Below are 23098 nucleotides of genomic sequence, written 5' to 3'. Positions count from 1 at the left end.
CAACGACAAATCCATGAAAATCGAATTTACAAATCCTTGATCTTAACTGTTTTTAAATCAACAAAAAAATAGTTTAATTTGTTGGTTTAACTATCTTTGTCGATCACAAAAACCTATTATCAATGTCAATTTCAGATTTATATTCACCAGGTTTTAGAGAAAGAAACCGTGATCATTTTGCAGCTATAGTGAGAGTCGCCTTGTCCGATGGTGAAATTAATGCTGAGGAAAAAGCCTTTTTGGATCGCCTCGCTGACAACTTGGACATCTCAAGTGAGCTATATTTAAAGGTATTGGAGAACCCTACCGCTTACCCGATAAATCCTCCAATTTCTTATGAGTCCAGATTAGATCGTTTGTACGATATTGCACGTATGATTTATGTGGATCATATCGAAGATGAAGACGAAATGCGAATAATGCGTAGACTTGCAATCGGGCTCGGATTTCGATCAGAAATTGTCAATGATCTTACCAAAAAAGCGCTAGAACTCATTCATGATGGTGCTGATTTGGAAGCCTTTTCAGATGGTATTAGAAGTTTAGTCCCAGCATAGAGTGCCTGTGGACATACCCTGGCCACATAAAGCAAATCCTTATCAAATCGAATTTCTTTATGTGGTTAGTTGTATGTTGCTATAAACTCCTCTGCCTTAGTTACCATATTTTTACTTCCACAGAAAAATGGAATTCGCTGATGTAGGCTTGTGGGCACCACATCTAGTATAGACTGATAACCATCGCTCGCCTTTCCTCCTGCTTGTTCTGCAATAAAGGCCATCGGATTACACTCATACAACAAGCGTAATTTACCATTGTTCGACAAACTACTTTTAGGATAGATAAATATCCCTCCTTTGATCATGTTTCTATGAAAATCAGAAACCAAGGACCCAATGTATCGAGATGTATAGGGCCGATCACCTTCTTCTTCTTGGCAGTATTTAATGTACTTTTTAACCCCTTCTGGGAAGTGCACATAATTACCTTCATTGACCGAATAAATTCTTCCATCTTTAGGATACTGCATATTGGGGTGTGATAAATAGAAGGTCCCAATGGCCGGGTTTAAGGTAAATCCATTAACTCCACATCCTGTGGTATAAACCAACATGGTTGAGGTTCCGTAAATCACGTAACCAGCAGCTACTTGTTGTCTGCCTGGCTGTAAGAAATCCTCCATACTCACTGGTGTACCAATAGGGGTAATTCTGCGATATACAGAGAAGATCGTTCCAACAGAAACATTCACATCAATATTACTGGAGCCGTCCAAAGGATCAAAAAGCACCACATACTTGTTTTGATGGTTGTTGTCATGGCTATTTATGACCACAAAATCATCTTCCTCTTCGGAGGCGATCCCACAGACGATTTCTCTATTGGTCAAGGATTGTATAAATTTCTCATTGGCCAGAACATCCAATTTCTGTTGATCCTCACCCTGAGCGTTAATATCTCCACTGGAGCCGAGAATATCGACTAACCCTGCCTTGTTTACCTCGTAGTTCACTACCTTAGCTGCCAGACGTATGGCATTAATTAATTTTGATAATTCCCCTGTAGAATAAGGAAAGGCCTTTTGATTCTCAATAATAAACTCCCCGAGAGTTTGATTTTTTTTGGTCATGATGTTTTTTAAGTTTTTAAGCACACAAATATCGGTATTTTTGTGAAACTACAACGTTTTCGTTAAAAATCATTTTTATAGTATTCTAACTTTAAGTTATATTTGTAACAGATATGAAATACACCATTCGCATAGCCACAAAAAGTGATATGAGTCAAGTTCTTGAGCTTATTCAAGAATTGGCTGAATTTGAAAAAGAAGCTGATGCTGTAGTAATCACAAAGGAGGATTTGGAGAGAGATGGTTTCTCTGAACATCCTTTGTTCAAATGCTTTGTTGCCGAAAAAAAGGGTCAAATAGATGGTATTGCACTATGCTACCCGAGGTATTCGACATGGAAAGGGAGAACCCTCCATTTAGAAGATTTGGTCGTTCGTCAAAACAAACGAGGCCTTGGGCTAGGAAGCGCTCTGTTCAAAGAGGTGATTAAATATGGGGCTGAGCAAGGTGTGAGACGTATCGAATGGGTCGTTCTTAATTGGAATGAAACAGCGGTCGAATTTTACAAGAAAAATGGAGCCCAGGTTTTAAGCGATTGGGATACCGTTCAAATGGACGAAAACGGAATAAAAAAATTTATAGACAAGAATTCATGAGAATTTTCAAATTTGGAGGAGCTTCTGTTCAAGATGCATCTGGAATAAAAAATGTAGTTAAAGTCCTAGAAACTGTTGGACATCAAAATACACTTTTAGTCGTCTCGGCAATGGGCAAAACAACCAATGCTATGGAGTTGGTGGTAAAGAACTATTTTGAAGACAAGAGTAAACTTCAAGAAAGTTTTGATACCATTTATGATTATCACTACAATATTGCTGTAGCGCTTTTTGAAACAAAACAACACCCGATTTTCGCTAGGTTAGATGAATTGTTCGAGCAAGTACGAGGATTTTTAGCATGGAATAAGTCTCCCAAATACAGTTTTGTATATGATCAAGTCGTGGGTTATGGTGAATTAATTTCCACTAGTATCATTAGTGCTTATTTGGATAAGTGTGGAATGACAAATAGCTGGCTCGATGTGAGAGATTGCATCAAAACCAATGACAACTATCGAGAAGGCACAGTGGACTGGGAACGCACCCAGCAATGTATATCAGCCAAGGTAGATAAGAATCAACTCTATGTCACCCAAGGATTCTTAGGTAGCGACGATAACAATTTCACCACCACCCTAGGTAGAGAAGGTTCAGATTATACCGCAGCAATTTTCGCGTATTGCTTAAATGCTGATTCTGTTACCATCTGGAAGGATGTTCCAGGTGTATTAAATGCTGACCCTAGGTACTTTGAAAACGCGGAATTACTAAACAAGATATCCTACAGAGAAGCCATAGAGCTCGCTTTTTACGGGGCTTCTGTAATACACCCAAAAACACTACAACCACTTCAGCGCAAAGAAATTCCCTTATACGTCAAGTCATTTGCCAATCCAACCGCTGAAGGAACGGTAGTTATGAAAGGGGAAAGCATTTCTCCTAAAATCCCATGTTTTATCGTTAAAAAAGGCCTCGTACTGATGAAACTATCTTCCTTAGACTTTTCCTTTATAGTGGAAGAAAATATTAGCGAGATTTTTAAATTATTCAGCGAAAATCGCATGAAAGTGGATCTGATTCAAAATTCAGCAATAAGTTTTTCTGTTTGTGTTGACAACAAATTTAATCAGTTAGACGATTTGCTAAATACGCTAAAATCAAAATTTAAAGTCTCCCATTACGAGGATGTATCGCTTTATACAATAAGACACTTTAACGATCAAGCGATTCATTCTTTACAAAATGGAAAAGAGGTATTAGTGGAGCAAAGAACACAACAAACAGTGCAACTGGTCGTGAAGTAGTAAGCACAACAGAACCATAAATCAAAAAGCCTAAATCAACGGGATACTCGATCGATTTAGGCTTTTCATATTTAGTTGCTTAGTAAATACTACAGCGGGGACGTTTAATTCACCCTATAATCTGGTCATGAATTCTAGTTAGGATATCGGAGTCCACAATAATATTGACACTCCCTTGTGGACAAATCATAAATCGATATACCTCATTGGGCGTAAAAGTCCCTTCGTAATTCTCTTTGTAATCATTTATACCAAGGGTTCCCGTAATTGGCCCATCATTACTTCTAACGTAAATGTTGTAATATTCTCCTGTAAGAGAAAGAGGGACTCCAGCGAAAACAGGAACATGAGTTATCGCGGTATTGCTTACCACCATAATACTTGCATAATCATTGGTAACCGCTACATCTACTGTATCTACCATTTTAAAGTCAACAGTACTTTCTCCAAATAAGTAAAGTACATCAGAGGTTATTGGAAGTTCACCTCTATACTTTTTATCACTGTTGGTTACCACCACTCTGTATTCAATTTCTGGAATTGAAAAGGTAGATTTTCCTTCGTTCACATCGGTGAATGTAAAGGACGCTCCCCCTTGTGTTGGAATAAAATAGACGTTAAAAGTGTTGCTGATTTTATGATGGTACAATTCTGGGAAATCACAAGTCGATCTTCGCTGCATGATGGGACTGGATTCACTAGCGATTAATACATCCAAATTCAATGTAATATCCTTCATTGCAACTTCCTGATCAGGTATTAGAGCATCAGAATCGGAACTACAAGAAGTCATTAAAAAGGCTAAAACTAAAATTACTTTTTTCATTTTTTTACAAATTGTTTAATTGATTTTAAGACAAAGCACAAGAAACAATAAGCATAGGGTATAGATTTTTACCTACATATGAACGCGTCAAAAAATTCCAACTTTTCAGGTTCGGTAGTTGGGGAAATTAGTCAAAATAATAGCATGAAGCATCGAAAGAAATGCTGTTTGTCGGTAATAATTACCTCTAGTCGATCATTCCACTTTCAGCTCAGAACCACTTATTTTATTGGGGATGCAAAAATACTGCTTCTTCTTATTTTACACGACAAAAAAACAATAACGTTTTATATTTTGATCAAATTTCAAAATTAATTTTATTGATAATAGGTCTTTATCCACCTAGGTAATTCGACCATAAAAGTGTGTGTTAAAATTATTTTAGAGTTACTTATAGTCTACATAATTCTCAACCTTTAGGTAGTAAGCGATTTTAATTGAAAAAAGTCAGTTGTAAATTTGTTAAAACAGAAAATTTAGATATGCTTAAGATTCAACAATACTACAATCAATCTTTTTCTATATTTGTATGTATATGATAATTCAATGCTAAATGGGATTGGTAAGCGCAAAAGAAGTCGCTAAGGTGATTAAGACCGATAAGTTAGGCGTCTTAGGAACCTTAAGTGGATGGTTTTTAATGAAGGTGTTAAATCTATCTACACTCAACAAGGTCTATGACAAACACAAGGACAAACAAGACTTGCATTTTTTAAATTCCATTTTAGAAGAATTTGAAATTAATTTTGAAATCCCTGTGGAGGATTTTAAAAGGCTTCCAAAAGATGGTGCTTATATTACGGTATCCAATCATCCACTAGGTGGGATCGATGGGATACTATTGCTAAAATTACTTTTAGAGCAACGTAATGATTATAAAATAATAGCCAATTTTTTGCTTCACCGTATCCTACCCTTAAAGCCCTATATCTTGCCAGTAAACCCTTTTGAAACCCGGAAGGATGCCAAGAGCAGTATAAGTGGTTTTAAACAAGCACTAACCCATCTACAGCAAGGACATCCATTGGGTATTTTTCCTGCTGGAGAAGTCTCTACCAATAAGGAAGGCAAACTGGTTGTAGATCGACCTTGGGAGCCTGCAGCAATGAAGCTTATTAAAAAGGCAGAGGTACCAGTTGTTCCCATATATTTTCATGCCAAAAACAGCAACCTTTTCTACCGTTTATCAAATTTTAGTGACACGTTAAGGACTGCAAAATTACCCTCTGAATTACTCAATCAAAAAAATAGAGTAATTAGAGTGCGCATTGGAAGACCAATTAGCGTGGAAGCGCAACAGGAATTTGACAATCTCCCAGAGTTTACAGATTTTCTTAGAAGAAAAACCTATATGCTATCCAACTCCTATGACCAGGATAGACTACTGGATAAAGTAACCACTAGCTTAAAATTTCCTCGATCTCCTAAAGAGATCATAACACCAGTAGATAAGACTCTTATGGAGCAAGATGTGGACAAACTCAGAGAAGAAGACTTGCGTCTATTCCAAAGTAAAAACTATGAGGTCTTTTTGGCGACCGCTCAAAAGATCCCCAATATCATAAGAGAAATAGGGCGATTGCGAGAAATCACCTTTAGGGCAGTAGGAGAAGGGACTAATCGTGCGATCGACTTGGACGAATTTGATTTATATTATCACCATTTATTCCTATGGGACAATAAGGAGAAGGCTATCGTAGGTGCGTACAGAATGGGGCTAGGATCAGATATATTTAAATCTCGAGGTATCGATGGCTTCTACCTGCAAGATCTATTCAAATTTGAACCAGAGCTCTATCGGATGATGAGCGAATCTATAGAAATGGGACGTGCCTTTATCGTAAGCGAGTACCAGCAAAAGCCAATGCCTTTATTCTTATTATGGAAAGGTATTGTACATACCACTCTTCGTCACCCAGAACACAAATATCTCATCGGAGGCGTAAGTATAAGCAATCAATTTACAAACTTCTCTAAATCGCTAATGATAGAGTTTATGAAATCCCACTATTGGGATCCATATGTGGCGCAGTACGTACGTCCTAAGAAAGAATTTAAAGTGAAATTAAAAGATGCAGACAAAGAATTCGTCTTTGATGAAACCGCAGCAGACCTGAATAAATTTGATCGTTTAATCGACGAAGTGGAACCTGGAAGCCTTCGCTTACCTGTACTTATTAAAAAATACATTAAACAAAATGCAAAGGTGGTAGCCTTTAACGTGGATCCGTTATTTAATAATTCAGTCGATGGATTAATGTATATTAAAATTGCAGACCTTCCAGAGAGCACTGTAAAACCAGTAATGGAAGAATTTCAAGCTGAATTAGAACGAAAGCATATAGAAGAGCTTAAAAACAACCACAGTGATTCCTCCTAATGGGATTTGATAAACTTCTTAATTTGGTTCCTGTAAAAAGGTACCAACGAGTTGTTTTACCTCATAGAGCTTATCGATATTGATCGTATAACAAACCTTCTTTCCTCGTTGGGAACTGGTAATTAAAGCTGTTTTTCTTAATTCGACAAGATGCTGAGAAATCGTTGCCTGTGCAAGATCAATTTGCTTCACCATGTCATTGCAAATACAGCCTGGATTTGAACTTATAAACTGTAGAATTGCAATCCGAGCTGGATGCCCCAAGGCTTTAAACGTCTTTGATAATTCGTTTTGCTCCATTGTATGAGCTGCAATTTTTGTAAACCCCATAAATACTATGATGTCAAAGTGGCCGTTTGGGGGCGTTAAATAGCTTTATTTTTAACTCATTATTATTATTCAACTAAGACCTTGGAGCACAGCTCCTTAATTTAAAACCATGGTTTTCTACCCAATTGGTATGTGGCATAAAATTCTGCGTCGGATTTGGTGAGATAAATGATTCCTTCGATCAATCCTACAATCCCTGCAAGTCCAGCTCCAACGCCACAGGTGAGGGTTCCTAAAATTAAGGTAACAGCTAACATAATTATACCTTCCTTGTTATAGCCTAAAATAAATTTATGTATTCCAAAAGCCCCTAAAACAATCGCCAGTACTCCAGCTAAAATTTTTTTATTCTCACTTCCTCCAAAGGCATCCTTCATCCCTTCAGAAAACTCATTAGCGGATTGTTTTGCACCATCGCTAGTCTTTTTAGCAAACTCTTTTGCTTTTTGGTCGAAGCCATTTTCCTGCTCACTCATAGTGATATCTTTTTGGTTAATCCAGACTAATTTACTAAAAAAGAAGTTACTTTAACAAAAAATGTCGTATTAACTGTAATATGAACGCAAACAGCAGCTGTAATACATATTATCAATGCCGACAACATTATAAAAAAATTTATTGCACAAGGCAAATTCACCTTCTTTTAAGCGAACTCCTGTGTAATTTTATCCAATATGGTTTTAGACAATTTGATTTTACTCTCAATAGTCCAACCCGCAATATGTGGGCTCAACAGTACATTGTCAGCTTGAATTAAGTATTGAAAAGCTTCAGGCATATCATCCCCAAATAAATTTTCAAAGGACGCTTTCTCATACTCCAACACATCCAAGGCCGCACCTAATATTTTTCCAGATTTTAAAGCAGCCACCAAATCCTCGGTAACCACGCTTTTACCCCTTGCAGTGTTAATCAGCCAAAAGGATTTATGGAATTCTTCGATAAACTCCTTGTTGACCATACGGATCGTTTGTGGAGTTTGTGGTGTGTGCAGACTTAGAATATCTACTCGTTTTTTAAACTCCATGATCCCTACCTGTCGGGCATTCTCATCACCGACTCCTCCAAGAATATCATAACAGATCACATCACAATCAAATCCTTTAAGCTTTTTAGCAAAAGCTTTTCCCATGTGACCATACCCAATAATCCCGATAGTCTTCCCTTCAATCTCGATTCCTCGGTTCTCTTCTCGTTTCCAGATCCCATTTCTCACTTGATTATCAACGCGGTTAAGATGATTTAGTAGTGATAACAGCATTCCAAGGGCTTGTTCCCCAACGGCATTCCTATTCCCTTCTGGAGCGTTAAAAAGCCGGATGTTCATTTCCTGAGCCTTATCTATATCTATATTCTCTAGTCCTGCACCAACACGACCTATGAACTTAAGTTGTGTAGCTTTAGTCAAAAATTCAGCGTCTATTGGAATGCGACTGCGAATGATCAGCCCTTGGTATTCTCCAATTTTAGAAATAATCGCCTCTTTGGGCGATGTGTAATCGAAATGATTTTCATAACCTAGCTCCTGAAGCCCTTCTACAAGTAACGGATGGTTTTCATCCAAATGCAATACTTTCACGACAAAACAATTTAAATTCTGATTACAAAAGTATTAACTTTTCTAGGTTATAACGGGTAAAGTTTTCAATAATACGTGTTGATCATCTTCCTTAAAGCACTGATTCGTCCAGGTTGTTGATGTGCATGAACCCTAATAAAGTCCTCTAATTCACTGTTCTTAACCGTATGCTGATCAACCATTTTGTTTAAAATATCAGCACTCTTTTCTTCTAATTGCAGTGCTTTTTTTAACAAATACTTTATTTCATTCGACTTAAATATCAAACAAAAAGTGATATGTGTTATATAATAAATACTTTTTGCTTTAGGTAGAAAAAGATCAAAGGTATTTCTGGACTTGATATGATCGTGAAGCTGGTTACAAAATTTTGATTTAGTAAAAAAACTAGTTTCATAGAAATTTTTCAAGCCCTCAAATGACATATAATATTGACACTCATTATAGGTCTCTTTAAGCTTTATAGTCACTGCATACAGCTCTAGGGTGTCTCGCCTAACCTGATTATCACTACGTTCATAATTTCCGATACTACCCATTTTAGTTGTATAATAGTCACAAATATACGCCAATTATGGAATATAAGTTTTCACAAAACAACTTAATCTATAGATGGTAATGAAAATTAATATCTAAAATGCATGAAAATTCGGCAAAGTTACCTCTATTAGAAACCAAGGATTAATTTGGCAATGGTAAAGTAAATTAAAATTCCAAAAACATCATTACTAGTGGTGATAAATGGTCCCGTTGCAACCGCGGGGTCAATACCCTTTTTATCCAAAAATATCGGAACAAAAGTCCCTACCAAAGCTGCAATAATTATAACTGTAATTAATGCGACCCCAATTGTGGCCGATACAAGGTATGAAGTCTGAAATAAAAAGTGACTAATAATTAAAACTACCAGAGCGATTGCACAGCCATTTATTAAACCCAATACAAATTCCTTACCTAGTCGTTTAAATAATTCACCTCTAATCGTATCATTAGCCAATCCTTGCACTACAATAGCGGAGGACTGAACGCCCATATTACCAGCAGTTGCTTGTATTAAAGGCACAAAACTAAGTAAAATCGGATTGGCCATGGCACCTTGAAAACTACCTATGATACTAGCAGCCCCCAGCCCCCCAAACATTCCAATTAAAAGCCATGGAAGACGTGCCTTGGTATGAACCCATATATCGTCATCCGCTTCTACATCTTGGGTAATACCCGCTGCCAACTGGTAGTCTTTTTCAGCTTCTTCTTTAATAACATCAACGATATCATCAATGGTAATTCTTCCCACCAATCGACCTAATTCATCAATTACTGGGATCGCTTCCAAATCATACTTTGACATCAGCCTTGCTACGTCTTCTGCCTTGTCATGAACCGTAACAAAATCCACTTTCGGAATATATACACTGCTAATTTGAGCTTTTGTAGAGGTCGTCAATAAATCCTTTAATGATAAACGACCTTTTAATTTTCCATCGTTATCAACCACGTAAATTGAATGTACCCTAGTGACATTTTCTGCCTGTCTCCTCATTTCTTTCACGCATGTAAGCACATTCCAATTTTCATTGACCTTCACCAACTCTTTTGCCATAAGTCCCCCAGCGGTATCCTCATCATAACGCAAAAGTTCGACAATATCCCGAGCATGTTCTTTATCACCGATTTGAGCGATAATTTCATTGACTCTTTCCTCGGGAAGTTCTGCTATAATATCTACCGCATCATCGGTATCAAGTTCACTGATTTCATCTGCGATTTCCTTAGCAGAGAGGTTACCAAGAATCTGCTCTCGGATATTCTCATCAAGTTCCGTAAGGACCTCGGAGGTTTTTTCACTATCAAGTAACTTAATAATGTAGGTGGCATGCTCAAAATTGAGTTCATTTATGATTTCCGCAATATCAGCATAGTGAAAGTCCTCCATCTTCGTTCGTAAGGCTGAATCAGACTTACTAACAATCAGAAGTTGTATTTCTTCAATTAATTCATCACTAAGCTTAAATGGAATCATAGGCCTATATATTTTTGAAATTTTCCTTTTCTATGACAAAAGGGAGTTCATGTTTTCACTCAAATCTTGTTCTACCAGTGTACAAAGTTTTATGAAATCTTCTACACTGAGCTGTTCAGGTCTTAAATTGAATAGCTCCGTTGCTCTTAACTCTTCGGAAAGGTCAAAGGTTTTTAAACTATTTCGAATCGTCTTTCTACGTTGTCCAAATGCCGCTTTAACTAACCTAAAGTACAACTTTTCATCACAGCCAAGCTCAAAACCTTCTTTTCTTTTTAATCGGAGTACGCCAGAATCGACCTTTGGTGGTGGATTAAAAACCGACGGTGGGACCGTAAATAAATACTCCGCATCGTAATAGGTTTGTGTCAATACCGATAAGATACCATAGGTCTTAGTTCCATGCTTCTCACAAATACGCTGTGCCACTTCCTTTTGAAACATTCCTGTAAATTCTGGGATTTGAGATCGCCATTCCAGTGCTTTAAAAACGATTTGTGTGGAAATATTATAAGGAAAGTTCCCTGTAATAGCGAAGGATTCATCCCCAAAGAGTATGGATAAATCATATTTGAGAAAATCTGCTTCTACAATTTTAAATTGACTCTTGGGCTGCTTAACATTGGGGTTTTCCAATAGAAAAGAATCATTTAGATAAGCAATCGATTCCCTATCCAAATCCATGGCGTATAAATCAACACCTTTCGATAATATGTATTTCGTTAAAACTCCTGTCCCTGGACCGATCTCTAATACCTTGGTATAATTTTCTAAAGTTAAGGTATCTGCTATTTTTTGTGCAATTTTTTCATCTTTTAAAAAATGCTGACCAAGATGTTTTTTGGCTCTAACTGGATCCTTGCTATGTTGATGCTGACCTGCCGATTTATAAAATTTATTCTTTTTCATTGCCTTTTAAGTTTACGGAATTTAATACCGAGAAAAGAAAGTCCGGCAACAGATCTTTCAAAGATCAAAAATACAGTTTCCTAGGTCAATGACCATAAAAAAATACATCCTGTGTAATTTAATGTTCACTTAAGACCTGAAGATCGGTAGTAAAACGCACTAAATTATCAGAAAAACGTTGCCTCTCTTTAATTCTAAATTCCTGATCATACTCCAAATAATACCGCTCAAGAGATGCTTTATCTTTGGCAAGGTACTGTACTGAAAAAGTCATTCCACCCATTTCCTCCTCTACGAGCACGCGCAATATTCTGGCGTTGGTAAAAAGTTTGGTTCGCAACATTTCTGGAATATAGGTTTCTCTCATCCATTGTAGCCATTGTTGGTGTATTTCCTGATCGACATTGACCGTTACATTGTATATATACATCTTACTAATTCAGTTATATAATTGTTCTTCTCTATTCTAATTGATCACCGCGAATGGAGCGGTATAATGCTCTTGCTTGAACAAAATAAATACTATCTTGATGTTCAAAAATGATACGCTCGAGTAGTTTTTTCGCCTCTTCAGGCATCTTCCTTTTTTCAAAGTTCAATACCCCAAGATGAAACAGCGCATCATCCATCAATATTCCATCAGGGTAAAAGGAAATGATTTTTTCATAATTCAAGGCCGCTTTATCAAACTCTTTAACTTGCTCATAAAGTGCCCCTTGCTTTAACAAAGCTTCATCTTCAATAGGATCTCCCTTATGGTTCTCCAAGATTTCTTCTAGCATGTTTATACTTTGCTCAGTATTGTTTTGATAGGCCAACAAATCTGCTTTAGCATATAATTTAAGGGCCGCATGGGTAGTGTCTTTCTTTATGTTATCTGAGATCAATAGTTTTAATTCCAAAGCATCATTGGCGATTAATTGGGAGGTGGAAGATTTTAATACATTTAACTGGGTTTCTGCCCAAGTGAAATCTCCTTTATAAAAACTCGTCTGAGCTACTTTAAACCGAGCATATTGACCCCATACATCATTTTTAAGATCCTTTTGAACCTGGGTGTAATAAATAAGCGCTTGATTAAATTTCTCATCGTACACTAAAATATCAGCAAGGGTAATTTTTAATTGCGCCTGCATAAAGCGATCACTTGACAAGGTCATTGCTTGTTTTATAAGCTGTTGAGCAAACTCGGATTGACCCATCTGAAATGCCAAAAATTTAGCATATTGAATTTGTACCATCAACGTATTAACCGAGTTTCCATATTGACTTAAAAGGTCGTCAAAATCGTTTTTGATGGTGCGGTAATTACTGGTATCGCTCTGTGCGATTTTCAAGTTAATTAAATTCAACTTGGCCTGTATGGTTAATTGCAAGTCAGTTGATTGCTCAATGACAAATTCATTAATGGCGCGCGCTGTATCTTCATCGTTATTTTCTAAAGCCAACACTCCTAAATCTACAATATCATCCAAAGTGCTGCCCTCAGATCGTTTGTATACTGCCTTTTGCTGTACAAAGGCATTTCGATAGTCTCTTTGTTGTACAAACATCCAGCTCAACATCTCATTCCAAAGCACATCGGGCTCAGATTGTGTCTTTCTAAGCAAGGCTTTTTTAAACAATGTATTGTTTTCACTTGCAGGGTCTTCAGTGACAAAACGGCTTAGATTTCTCTTAATAGTAGGTGCTAAATTTGGACTCTTTTTAATCAGATCCAGATACATGGAATACATAAGCTCTACCTCACCGCGTTCTCCGTAAATAGTAGCAAGATCATAATTAAAATTCAACTTTTCATTGCGCTCCATAGCCCTCTTATAACTACTAATTGCTTGATCCAAAAGTGTTTTAGACCTAAAAGTTCTCCCAAGAATATATGCATAATTGGGATTATCATCTATCAAAGAAATAGCCTTATCATAGTAGGTTTCTGCTTTCTTATGCTTGCCCATCAGGTGGTAATTATAACCAACCTCAACATAAATCACTGGATTAACCTTTTCTCCTTTGGCTGCGCTTAAGAGGATTTCCTCCGCCTCTTGATACCTTTCTAATTGCTGATAAGTCGCTACCAAAGGAATAATCACACCACTATTGGATGGGTTGTTTTTATAAAATCGTTCGTAATAAATGGCTGCTTGCTCAAAATTACCTTCTTCAAAATACTGACGTGCAATAATTTGATCTTGAGCAGAGGACTCAAAAGTAACTAGTAGTAACAAAATGAAAATAATTAAAACACGCATCACTTTAGCAATCATAAGAACGGCAACAAATTACGACGGAAAAATTAGGTTTAAAAAGGATATCTTATGGTATCCCAATGTTTAATTTATTTTAGAAGAAAGTCCGGAAAAAACCGGACTTTGCAATTCGGTGACTTGCTATTAACCAACTTAATAATAGATTTTTGAAAAAATCTTCTACATCACCGTAACTTAAAATTAAATAAAAATATTGTATCCACCTAATTTAGTGTACTAATATCACGATCACATTAGTTTTAAAACAATTGCAACCTTACTCGATTTTATCAAAGCCAGTATATGGCACCAGTACCTCTGGAATCTGGATACCGTCTTCTGTCTGATAGTTTTCTAAAATACCTGCCAGAATTCTTGGCAAGGCTAAAGAACTTCCATTTAGGGTATGTGCCAATACATTTTTCCCAGAATCGTTTTTATATCGAAGCTTTAAGCGATTTGCTTGAAAGGATTCAAAATTAGAAACAGAACTTACCTCCAACCAACGTTCTTGTGCGGTGGAATACACCTCAAAATCAAATGTCAATGCCGCAGTAAACCCCAAATCTCCCCCGCATAATCTTAAAATACGATAAGGTAATTTAAGTTCCCGCAATAACTCTTGTACATGCGCTACCATTCCATCTAAGGCCTTATAAGAGTTATCAGGATGTTCAATGCGAACCAGTTCCACCTTGTCAAATTGATGAAGACGGTTTAATCCTCTAACATGTGCCCCATAACTACCCGCTTCTCTTCTAAAACAGGGGGTGTAAGCAGTACAACAAATTGGAAAATCTTTTTCTGTCAACAACCGATCTCTGAAAAAATTGGTAATAGGAACCTCCGCCGTTGGTATTAAATATAAATTATCCTCACCGATATGATACATTTGCCCTTCCTTATCTGGCAATTGTCCTGTCCCATAACCAGAAGCTTCATTGACCAAATGTGGTACTTGATATTCGGTATAACCAGCTTGGGTATTTTTATCTAAGAAATACGCAATAAGGGCGCGTTGTAATCGTGCTCCTTTTCCTTTGTATACTGGAAAACCTGCGCCTGTTATTTTTGCCCCTAAATCCAGATCAATAATATCATACTTCTTTGCCAGTTCCCAGTGAGGCAATGCCCCTTCCACTAGAATAGGCACGTCTCCTTCTCTGAAAACCTCCTCATTGTCTTGATCGGAATCTCCAGTTGGCACTGATGAGTGTGGTAAATTTGGAATCGTATATAGCAATGATTGAAGCTTCTCAGCGGTTGTATTTAAATTCTCACTAAGTGATTTTGATTCCTCTTTTAAAACAAGTGATTGGGCTTTAAGCTCATTGGCCTTCTCTGTCTGTCCTGTTTTAAATAAGTCACCGATCTCATTTGACAACTTTTTGGATTGCGCTAGGGTGTTGTCTAAATTGGACTGTAAAGTCCTGCGCTCTTCATCCAACGCAATAACTTCTTCCACAGCAGAAGTAGCGTCAAAATTTCTGACTTTTAATCGCGCGATGACTTCCTCCTTATTGTCTCGGATAAATTGTAACTGAAGCATGGAAATACTCTATTAAATTAATTTTCAAAAATGCACTTTTTTTGATTTGAACAAAACGCCTTGCAATCAAAGTGACAAATTTAAAGCTTTCCCTTTATTAACCTGCTTATTTAGATGCTTTTTTGTAGGGAAAGATCCATGGCTGATGCCCGAAGTAATGCCAAGGTTGAGCGGCTAAATCAACATCGGGTTTCACAAAATCTCGCCAAGGCCCCCCATTAATGCTTACCCTGCTATGAGTGGCGAACACACTCACCTCATGCCCTTGTTCTTTATATTGCTCTTTAAGCCTTTGTGCGAATTGCCATATCATATCAGGTTTACTGCCGATCACTCTTCGCTGTTTGACTGACAAGTGCTCATTAAGATCTACACTAAGTTGTTCTTTTGTATGGTGATTGAGTACCTTAAAATCAATAATTCCAGCTTTGCTTCTCAACATCATTCGCCAACTCATTCGATGGCCTTCTTCGGTCCATAGAACGGGTTCGGGTATAAACAAATGTCTGATAGGTAATACGATCTGAATAATGACATATAAGCCAATAAGGACAGCGACCACTTTATGGTAGGAAGGTTTTTCGACCTGGCCATCCGTATAAAGAGGTTTGTGTTTTAAAAAAATCTTCCGAATAGTCGCTGGCTCGAAGAAAAACAAACATAGCGCTAGAGACATATAAGGAAATATCCCTATTTGAAAGATCACAGAATTAAATAAATGAAACACAACTGCTGCTACAAAGGCCCATTTACGTGTTGATTTTATAAGAAGTAGGGGTATAATTAAAAAATCAAACACAATCCCACTGCTCATTAGAAACCAATGCAGGGACTTGTTTTGCAGTAAGCTACCAACTATGGGATAATGTTGCTTTGACCCCATTAGAACCTTTAAAAAAGAAAGATCCAGCCATCCTGGGTACAATTTGGCGATAGCCGCATAGGTGTAAACAACAAATAGTTGAAATACAATTAACCATTTACACCAACTATACATCCATACCCTCTTCTGTTCTGGTCTCCTTTTTACATCGATAGACAAATACCTATGTGCTGGTAAGCACATCATAATTAAACACAGCAATAACAAGAGGTAATAGTGATTGTTATAGGAGGCTTTTTGCATAAAATACACCCCTGCCCACATTAGAGTAAAAGCGCTGATACTAAACCTGTAGCGGTAGCCTATCATTACGAAAAACCCCAGTAATCCCATAATGGCAAAGTAATAATACATGCCATTTCCCGCGAGGGGTTGCAGAAAATCTAAACCGATGAAATTAAAGGTAAATTTCGGATTTACTAGGGTATCACGTACCCATCCTGTCAAAATAGCACCAACACTTTCCAAAAAGATAAGCAAGCCAAAGATGACCCTAAAAACAATCAGCGCATTATTGTCAATTTTAGTAAAAAGAAATTTAGTCAGCATGTAGCTTTTCAATATGGGAGATTGATACTGCTTTATCCTTTTCCAATTGAAGTCTTAACGCTTCCACGGAATCAAATTTTTGCTCATCTCTAAGACGTTCCAAAAGCTCAACACTCAAGGTTTCTCCGTATAAATCACCTTGAAAATCAAATAAGTGTACCTCGATGGTTCGTTTATCTCCTTGAACCGTAGGATTGAACCCTATGTTCATCATCCCATAGCGGAGTTTTCCGCGGTAATGGGTTCTAATGACATACACTCCGACTTTGGGGATTAATTTATACTTCTCCTCAATATGTATGTTTGCCGTAGCAAAACCTAAGTCTTTTCCAATACCTCTGCCACGGGTGACTACGCCACTAAGCATATAACAATACCCCAGATAAGCATTCGCAGTCTTTACATCACCATCTTCTAATGCCTTTCTGATTTTAGTGGAACTTACTGAGACCTCATTAACTTCCTCTGCCGAAATTTGTTCAACTTCAAAATCATATTTCTCACCAAAACTAACTAGGTCATCGATTGTGGCGGTTCGGTTCCTTCCAAAACGGTGGTCATATCCAATAATAACCTTTTTTGCCTTGATGTGATCAACTAGTACCTCCTTGACATATTGTTCTGCACTCATGCGTGAGAAATCTTTTGTAAACGGATGAATAATCAATTGATCCAATCCAGAATTTTCCAATATGGCTATTTTTTCATCAAGGGTATTGAGCAGTTTTAAATCAGTGGCCTGTTGCAACACCATCCTTGGATGTGGAAAAAAAGTAAGTATCGTAGATCTGAGCGAATTCGCCTTGGCAATGGTGACCAATTTATCGATAATCTTTCGGTGTCCTACATGTACTCCATCGAAGGTTCCTATAGTGACAACCGTGTGATAATTTTCGTCTTTTTCAAAAAGATTTCTTTTAATAATCACTTATGCGTTGTTTAATATTAAACTCATACCACAAAATAACGAATTAAAAAGAGAATATTTAAGGCAATAAGGTCGGGTATTTGCCATTTTTTAAAATTAAGAGCGTAATTTTAACTATTTTTATTCCCTGACTTTAAGTACAAATGGGCAAGTTTTCGCATTTATTGCTGGGGTTTTTTATCCTAATATATTGTATATCAGCGTATTCTCAGGAAGAGAATCTTTGGAGTAAATCAATGAGTACTGTAAAAAATAATCTCATTAAACCCACCCATACGCCTTCTTACTTTCAGTTGGAACTCGGCCAATTCAAAAAACAACTTCCAACCAGTTCAAGTTCCAAAGATTTATATAGCCCTAGAGTTTCCGAAACTATCGTTCATTTTCCAACTTCCGAAAATGATTTCGAACAATTTAAAGTTAAAGAGCATAGTGTTCTATCCAAGGCACTTTCCAGTAAATACCCCCAAATAAAATCGTATAAAGGGACTTCGGTCAACAACCCTTTAATACAAATTTATTTCTCGATAGACCCAAAAGGTTTCCACGGTTTAATAAAAGATAAAGCAAACGGGAAAGTCACCTATATCAACCCAAGCAAAGACCAATCTAATACTTACTATCTCATTGGCAAGGAAGGATTTAAGACCAAAGAGTTCAGTTGTAGCGTCCAACAAAATGACAAAGGGTATAGTCTGAACACCAATGAGGAGGACTTGATGATGCGCCCTGTGGACGACAGTACTCTTAGAACATATCGATTAGCCCTAGCTTGTTCGGCAGAATACGCAGCATTTCATATACAAGAGGCAAACCTTAGTCCTACAGCGACAGATCAAGACAAAAAAGCTGCGGTACTAGCAGCTATGAACACTACGATAACACGTGTGAATAGTATTTACGAAAACGATTTGGCGATTCATTTAGAGATTATTGAGAACAATGACATTCTTATATTTTTAGATCCTGAAACTGATGGGCTAACCAATGCTGATTCTGAAATTATCATCAACAGCGAAATCCAGCCACTTATCGACTCGGCAATTGGCACAGCTAATTACGATATCGGCCATGTGTTTACTAGAACGAGTGCTGGTGGTGACGGAATAGCGCAATTGCGTTCGGTGTGTACTCCTAACAAAGCCAGAGGAGTCACTGGTTTCTATTCTCCAGAAGGTGATGCGTTTGATATTGATTTTGTAGCTCATGAAATGGGCCACCAATTTGGAGCAACACACACCTTTAATAACTCTTGTAATGCCAACAGAACTGAGGCTACTGCAGTGGAACCTGGGAGTGGGTCTACGGTGATGAGCTATGCAGGGATTTGTCCAGATAACATTCAAGGTAATAGCGATGCTTATTTCCATGCAATCAGTATTTCTCAGATATGGGATAACATCATTTATGGGAACAGCGATTGTGCAATGGAAGCATCCATTTCCAATCAGGCTCCAGTGATTTCAACATTGTCAAATTATACCATTCCAGCTAGAACAGCCTTCGTATTGGATGCAATTGCGAGTGATGTGGACGGGGATGTTCTGACCTATTCATGGGAACAACAAGACAATGAGGTTGCTGTGCAACCTCCTTCAGCCGAATCAAAAGTAGGCCCCTTATTTCGATCCCGACCCCCGATGGCATCCTCGAAACGGTATTTCCCTTCAAAGGAAGCCTTACTGACAAACAATCTATCCCCTACTTGGGAGGTAATACCAGAAGTTTCTCGAGAAATTAATTTTTCCTTACTTGTTCGAGACAACAACCCAGAAGGAGGCCAAATTGCACGTTCGAATCTAGTGGTAACGACTGAAGATACTGGCGAAGCATTTGAAGTTACATCACAAAACACTGCAGAAACTTTGCGTGGCGGAGAGGTCTACACCATCAATTGGAATGTAGCTCAAACCAATGAACTGCCTATTCAAGCGGATTTTGTCGACATATATCTCATCCTAGATTCTGATCTGGAAACCCCAATAGTACTTAAAGATAACGCCAAAAATGATGGAGACGCAAGAATTGTAATCCCTGGAGATATCAGTAGTACTAACGCTCGGATAATGGTCAAGGCATCCAATAATGTTTTCTTTGCTATTAACAAAGCCGTCCTGTCAATCATTCCGGCCGACTATGCCCTGATTTTTGACAGTCTTGAATACCAGATTTGTCAACCAGAGGATATCGACATTTCTTTTACCTACCAAACGTATTCCAGTTATAATGAGACCACAACATTTACTGCTATAGATGTACCCTTAGGCCTAGTGGTGAACTTTAGCCAAAACCAAGCAAATACCACGGATACGCAGGTAACCATAAACATTAGCGGTACGGACAACCTTGAATCCGGACCAAGTGTTCTAACCGTATTGGCGGAATCTCCAACCGGAGAACAAAAAGAATACCCCATACAGCTCTCGATGTATAATACAACAATGGAGCCAGTAGTTTTACAGTCACCTATGGATGCGCAAACAGATATCCCAACGAAAAGCATACTTAGGTGGGAAGATTACCCAAATGCGAATCAATTTGAAGTCCAGGTATCCACCACGCCCGATTTTAGTACTTTACTCGACACCGGCATAGTGAATTCTACAGAATTTGCGGTGGAAAATCTGGAAGCTAGCACGACTTACCATTGGAGAGTAAAACCTATAAACACCTGTGGTGATGGCGAATTCTCTAATGCCTTCAATTTCACCACTATAAACATCTCATGTAAAGCGCAAAACAACAATGAAAATACAGCCATTTCTTCCATGGGAGCCTCCTTAGTCACAAGTACCATCGATTTCCTAGAAGCAGGTGAAATTAATCAAGTTAAAGTCTTTGTTGATATCACACATTCATGGTTAGAGGATCTAAGTATTTCATTGATATCTCCTTCAGGAACAACAATTCCATTAATGACACAGCAGTGCGCCAATCAAAAGGACATCAATGTTACCTTTACAGACCAAGGTGCTTCGATCACATGTTTATATGAAGTCCCATCGCTCAGTGGTCAGGTAAGGCCTGAACAACCTTTATCCAGCCTAAAAGGTGAACCTAGTAAAGGCTTATGGCAATTAGTGGTAGAGGATAGCAATAGCCATGATGGAGGTAGCATCAATAATTTTGGTCTTGATATCTGTATCAGCGGTGAATATATTACAGATTCAGATCAAGATGGTGTACTAGATACAGACGACCTTTGTCCAAGCACACCAAAAGGGGCGAAGGTAGATGTCAACGGTTGTGAAATTTTCACCATCCCTGAACAAAACATTCATCTAACACTTACTGCGGAAAGTTGTGTTGACCAAAATGATGGAGCCATAAAAATAGCTATCGAAGATACTAGCTATGATTATACGGTGAGTCTAACTGGAAATGGGACAGATCTTTCCTTAGATTTAAGTCAAACAGGTAACTTTACCTCACTTTCTTCAGGCGATTATACATTGTGTTTTACAGTGGCTCAAAACGCTGATTATCAACAGTGCTTTGATGTAGTTATCGGTCAACCTGAACTCTTATCGGTGTACGCCAAGCAATTAGATGGTGACATATTAAGACTTCAACTAACAGGTGCAGACCTATACCACATAAACCTCAATGGAAAAGAATTTAACACCAATAGAGCGTTTGTTGAACTTCAACTTGAGAAAAGCATAAACACGCTTCGTGTTAGCACCAATAAAGATTGTCAAGGAACTTTTGAAAAAACATTTGTAGCTCAAGAAGCCCTTTTGGCCTATCCTAATCCCTTCCAAGAGGAGTTACAACTCCAAACCCCTTTTATGAACACTTCTTTTAAAATTTTAATATATGACCTCGGGGGTCGAACAGTAATGAACCATACTGCCAACACGGACAGCCATGGGAATATACAGCTAGATATTGTTGGACTTTCTTCGGGCACCTATATTCTTAGAGCAGAAAATGAATTCATTTCAGAGATTATTAAATTAGTTAAACGATGATAAGCATAAAAAACTCATGAAAAAGATCGCTCTTATACTTGGTTTATTAATTATCATAATAGCTTGCAATAGCAAGGATGATAACCCGCGTCCAACAAAACCAGAGATAGCTACCCTTTTATTTCCAGAAAAAGATGAGACTTGTACTCAAGGTGTTATTATTGACCAAAATAGAAGTAGCATAACCTTTGAATGGGCACCCAATAAGGGGGCAGATAATTTCACGCTAACGATTAGAAATTTGCTATCAAATCGTATCCAAACCTATACCACCGAAGAAACATTCAAGGAAGTCACCCTTTCAAGAAATACGCCTTATTCTTGGTTTATTATCTCTGTAAACACTAAAAGTGGAGACAGCACCACTAGTAATCTGTGGAAGTTTTACAATGCTGGAGAGGGAGTGGTGAGTTACCCACCATTTCCAGCAGAACTTCTACATCCGAAATCAGGTAGCACCTCCTATAGCACAACGAATATAGAATTAACCTGGAAGGGTACTGATGTTGATAACGACATCAAAGAATATGAGGTATTTTTGGACACTGTCAATCCACCAACTAAAAATGTTGCGTTGGGGTTGAGCACCACGACCCACACTTTAGCACCTTTACCAAAAAATGTGTATTACTGGTATGTCAACACTATTGATCAGTCTGGTAATAGCACCCCTTCACCTACAGGAGAGTTCAGAATCAATTAAGCCGCTATGAGTTTAGGTGTTATTAAACGTATTCATCGTAATTTGGACTCCAGCAGTTGCAAAAGAATTAATAAGTTCCATTGCCCTTTCCATACGTTCTTCTAATTTGGATTCTTCTTCAGGGCTCCATAGACCTAACACATATTCAATTTGTCTACCCTTAGCAAAGTCAGCTCCGATTCCAAAACGAAAACGGGCATACTGTTGTGTTCCTAATTGCAATTGAATATCTTTTAAACCATTGTGCCCACCATCACTACCTTTTGTTTTCAAGCGTATAGTACCAAATTTCAGGTTAATGTCGTCTGTGATTATTAACAGGTTCTCCAAAGGGATTTTCTCCTTGGTCATCCAATAGCGAACAGCTTTGCCGCTGAGGTTCATATACGTGTTAGGCTTTAGCAAAATCAGTGTCCTTCCTTTAAACTTATAATGGGTTATAGCTCCTAATTTATTGGACTCGAAATTTAGATCTTTCTTTTTTGCTAGGTGATCCAATACCTTAAATCCTATATTATGCCTAGTGTTTTCATATTCAGAACCAATGTTTCCAAGGCCTACGATTAAATACTTTTTCATAACATCCTGGTCTTTACTTTCACTTTTAATTAAAAGATTTTTTAGGAAACGTATCATATTGAAATGCTATATAATTTAAAAGGCATCTCAAAATGAGATGCCTCGTAATATAGTAAATACTTTTAAAAGACCTATTCAGCCTTTTTAGCACCAGCTGCTTTTTCTTCTTT

At 37.6% G+C, this 23098-nt stretch carries 20 protein-coding genes; 6 read left to right on the top strand and 14 right to left on the bottom strand.

What is annotated here, in order from left to right:
- Window positions 1-122: 122 nt before the first annotated feature.
- The gene (locus tag VKY50_RS11125; RefSeq protein WP_324301845.1) at window positions 123-557 is read left to right on the top strand and encodes a TerB family tellurite resistance protein; all 435 of its coding nucleotides are present in this window, start codon (window positions 123-125) and stop codon (window positions 555-557) included.
- A 65-nt stretch (window positions 558-622) separates the two neighbouring features.
- On the opposite strand, the gene fbp is transcribed toward VKY50_RS11125, so the two are convergent.
- Window positions 623-1630 carry a class 1 fructose-bisphosphatase gene (fbp, locus tag VKY50_RS11120; protein WP_324301844.1) on the bottom strand — a complete coding sequence of 336 codons (1008 nt, stop codon included), beginning with the start codon at window positions 1628-1630 and terminating at the stop codon, window positions 623-625.
- A gap of 113 nt (window positions 1631-1743) precedes the next feature.
- Between fbp and VKY50_RS11115 the strand changes: the two genes are divergently transcribed.
- Window positions 1744-2226 (top strand): GNAT family N-acetyltransferase, encoded by a 483-nt coding sequence (locus tag VKY50_RS11115; RefSeq protein ID WP_324301841.1) that lies wholly within the window; start codon window positions 1744-1746, stop codon window positions 2224-2226.
- Window positions 2223-3473, top strand: a complete 1251-nt coding sequence (locus VKY50_RS11110; protein WP_324301839.1) for an aspartate kinase — start codon at window positions 2223-2225, stop codon at window positions 3471-3473. Before VKY50_RS11115 ends, VKY50_RS11110 begins: the two co-directional genes overlap by 4 nt.
- A gap of 109 nt (window positions 3474-3582) precedes the next feature.
- Here VKY50_RS11110 and VKY50_RS11105 read toward each other — a convergent pair whose 3' ends face one another.
- Window positions 3583-4299, bottom strand: a complete 717-nt coding sequence (locus VKY50_RS11105; protein WP_324301837.1) for a hypothetical protein — start codon at window positions 4297-4299, stop codon at window positions 3583-3585.
- Between the two features lie 553 nt (window positions 4300-4852).
- Between VKY50_RS11105 and VKY50_RS11100 the strand changes: the two genes are divergently transcribed.
- On the top strand, window positions 4853-6679 hold the full coding sequence (locus tag VKY50_RS11100; RefSeq protein WP_324301835.1) for a lysophospholipid acyltransferase family protein: 1827 nt from the start codon (window positions 4853-4855) through the stop codon (window positions 6677-6679).
- 18 nt (window positions 6680-6697) lie between these two features.
- On the opposite strand, the gene VKY50_RS11095 is transcribed toward VKY50_RS11100, so the two are convergent.
- From VKY50_RS11095 to VKY50_RS11045, 11 genes are all read right to left on the bottom strand, one after another.
- A complete protein-coding gene (locus VKY50_RS11095) occupies window positions 6698-6979 on the bottom strand; it encodes an ArsR/SmtB family transcription factor (protein WP_324301833.1) in 282 nt (93 codons plus the stop codon).
- 131 nt (window positions 6980-7110) lie between these two features.
- Window positions 7111-7485, bottom strand: coding sequence for a TM2 domain-containing protein (locus VKY50_RS11090; protein WP_324301831.1), 375 nt, complete (start codon window positions 7483-7485; stop codon window positions 7111-7113).
- Between the two features lie 167 nt (window positions 7486-7652).
- Complete coding sequence (locus tag VKY50_RS11085) at window positions 7653-8588, bottom strand: 2-hydroxyacid dehydrogenase (protein ID WP_324301829.1); 936 nt, start codon at window positions 8586-8588, stop codon at window positions 7653-7655.
- A 65-nt stretch (window positions 8589-8653) separates the two neighbouring features.
- Complete coding sequence (locus tag VKY50_RS11080) at window positions 8654-9160, bottom strand: hypothetical protein (protein WP_324301827.1); 507 nt, start codon at window positions 9158-9160, stop codon at window positions 8654-8656.
- Window positions 9161-9255: 95 nt separating this feature from the next.
- Window positions 9256-10608: a magnesium transporter gene (gene mgtE, locus VKY50_RS11075; protein WP_324301825.1), complete on the bottom strand. Its 1353-nt coding sequence runs from the start codon at window positions 10606-10608 to the stop codon at window positions 9256-9258.
- Between the two features lie 30 nt (window positions 10609-10638).
- A complete protein-coding gene (rsmA, locus tag VKY50_RS11070; protein ID WP_324301823.1) occupies window positions 10639-11517 on the bottom strand; it encodes a 16S rRNA (adenine(1518)-N(6)/adenine(1519)-N(6))-dimethyltransferase RsmA in 879 nt (292 codons plus the stop codon).
- Window positions 11518-11635: 118 nt separating this feature from the next.
- Window positions 11636-11947: a DUF4286 family protein gene (locus tag VKY50_RS11065; RefSeq protein WP_324301821.1), complete on the bottom strand. Its 312-nt coding sequence runs from the start codon at window positions 11945-11947 to the stop codon at window positions 11636-11638.
- Window positions 11948-11978: 31 nt separating this feature from the next.
- Window positions 11979-13742 carry a tetratricopeptide repeat protein gene (locus tag VKY50_RS11060; RefSeq protein ID WP_324301819.1) on the bottom strand — a complete coding sequence of 588 codons (1764 nt, stop codon included), beginning with the start codon at window positions 13740-13742 and terminating at the stop codon, window positions 11979-11981.
- Between the two features lie 298 nt (window positions 13743-14040).
- Window positions 14041-15312, bottom strand: a complete 1272-nt coding sequence (gene serS, locus VKY50_RS11055; RefSeq protein ID WP_324301817.1) for a serine--tRNA ligase — start codon at window positions 15310-15312, stop codon at window positions 14041-14043.
- Window positions 15313-15418: 106 nt separating this feature from the next.
- Window positions 15419-16744, bottom strand: coding sequence for an HTTM domain-containing protein (locus VKY50_RS11050; protein ID WP_324301815.1), 1326 nt, complete (start codon window positions 16742-16744; stop codon window positions 15419-15421).
- Window positions 16734-17672 (bottom strand): bifunctional riboflavin kinase/FAD synthetase, encoded by a 939-nt coding sequence (locus tag VKY50_RS11045; RefSeq protein ID WP_324301813.1) that lies wholly within the window; start codon window positions 17670-17672, stop codon window positions 16734-16736. The genes VKY50_RS11050 and VKY50_RS11045 overlap by 11 nt, the downstream gene beginning before the upstream one ends.
- Window positions 17673-17908: 236 nt before the next feature.
- Between VKY50_RS11045 and VKY50_RS11040 the strand changes: the two genes are divergently transcribed.
- Together VKY50_RS11040 and VKY50_RS11035 are read left to right on the top strand one after the other, a co-directional pair.
- Window positions 17909-21646, top strand: coding sequence for a reprolysin-like metallopeptidase (locus tag VKY50_RS11040; RefSeq protein WP_324301811.1), 3738 nt, complete (start codon window positions 17909-17911; stop codon window positions 21644-21646).
- 16 nt (window positions 21647-21662) lie between these two features.
- The gene (locus tag VKY50_RS11035; RefSeq protein ID WP_324301809.1) at window positions 21663-22349 is read left to right on the top strand and encodes a hypothetical protein; all 687 of its coding nucleotides are present in this window, start codon (window positions 21663-21665) and stop codon (window positions 22347-22349) included.
- A gap of 12 nt (window positions 22350-22361) precedes the next feature.
- Here the strand turns inward: VKY50_RS11035 and pth are convergent, their stop codons facing one another.
- Window positions 22362-22985, bottom strand: coding sequence for an aminoacyl-tRNA hydrolase (pth, locus tag VKY50_RS11030; RefSeq protein ID WP_324301807.1), 624 nt, complete (start codon window positions 22983-22985; stop codon window positions 22362-22364).
- Between the last annotated feature and the right edge of the window lie 113 nt (window positions 22986-23098).

The sequence above is a fragment of the Galbibacter sp. genome, assembly GCF_035306585.1.
In the GTDB taxonomy this organism is placed as follows: domain Bacteria; phylum Bacteroidota; class Bacteroidia; order Flavobacteriales; family Flavobacteriaceae; genus Galbibacter.
Note: the sequence above shows the minus strand (reverse complement) of the source record. Positions and strands in the feature narration are given on the sequence as shown.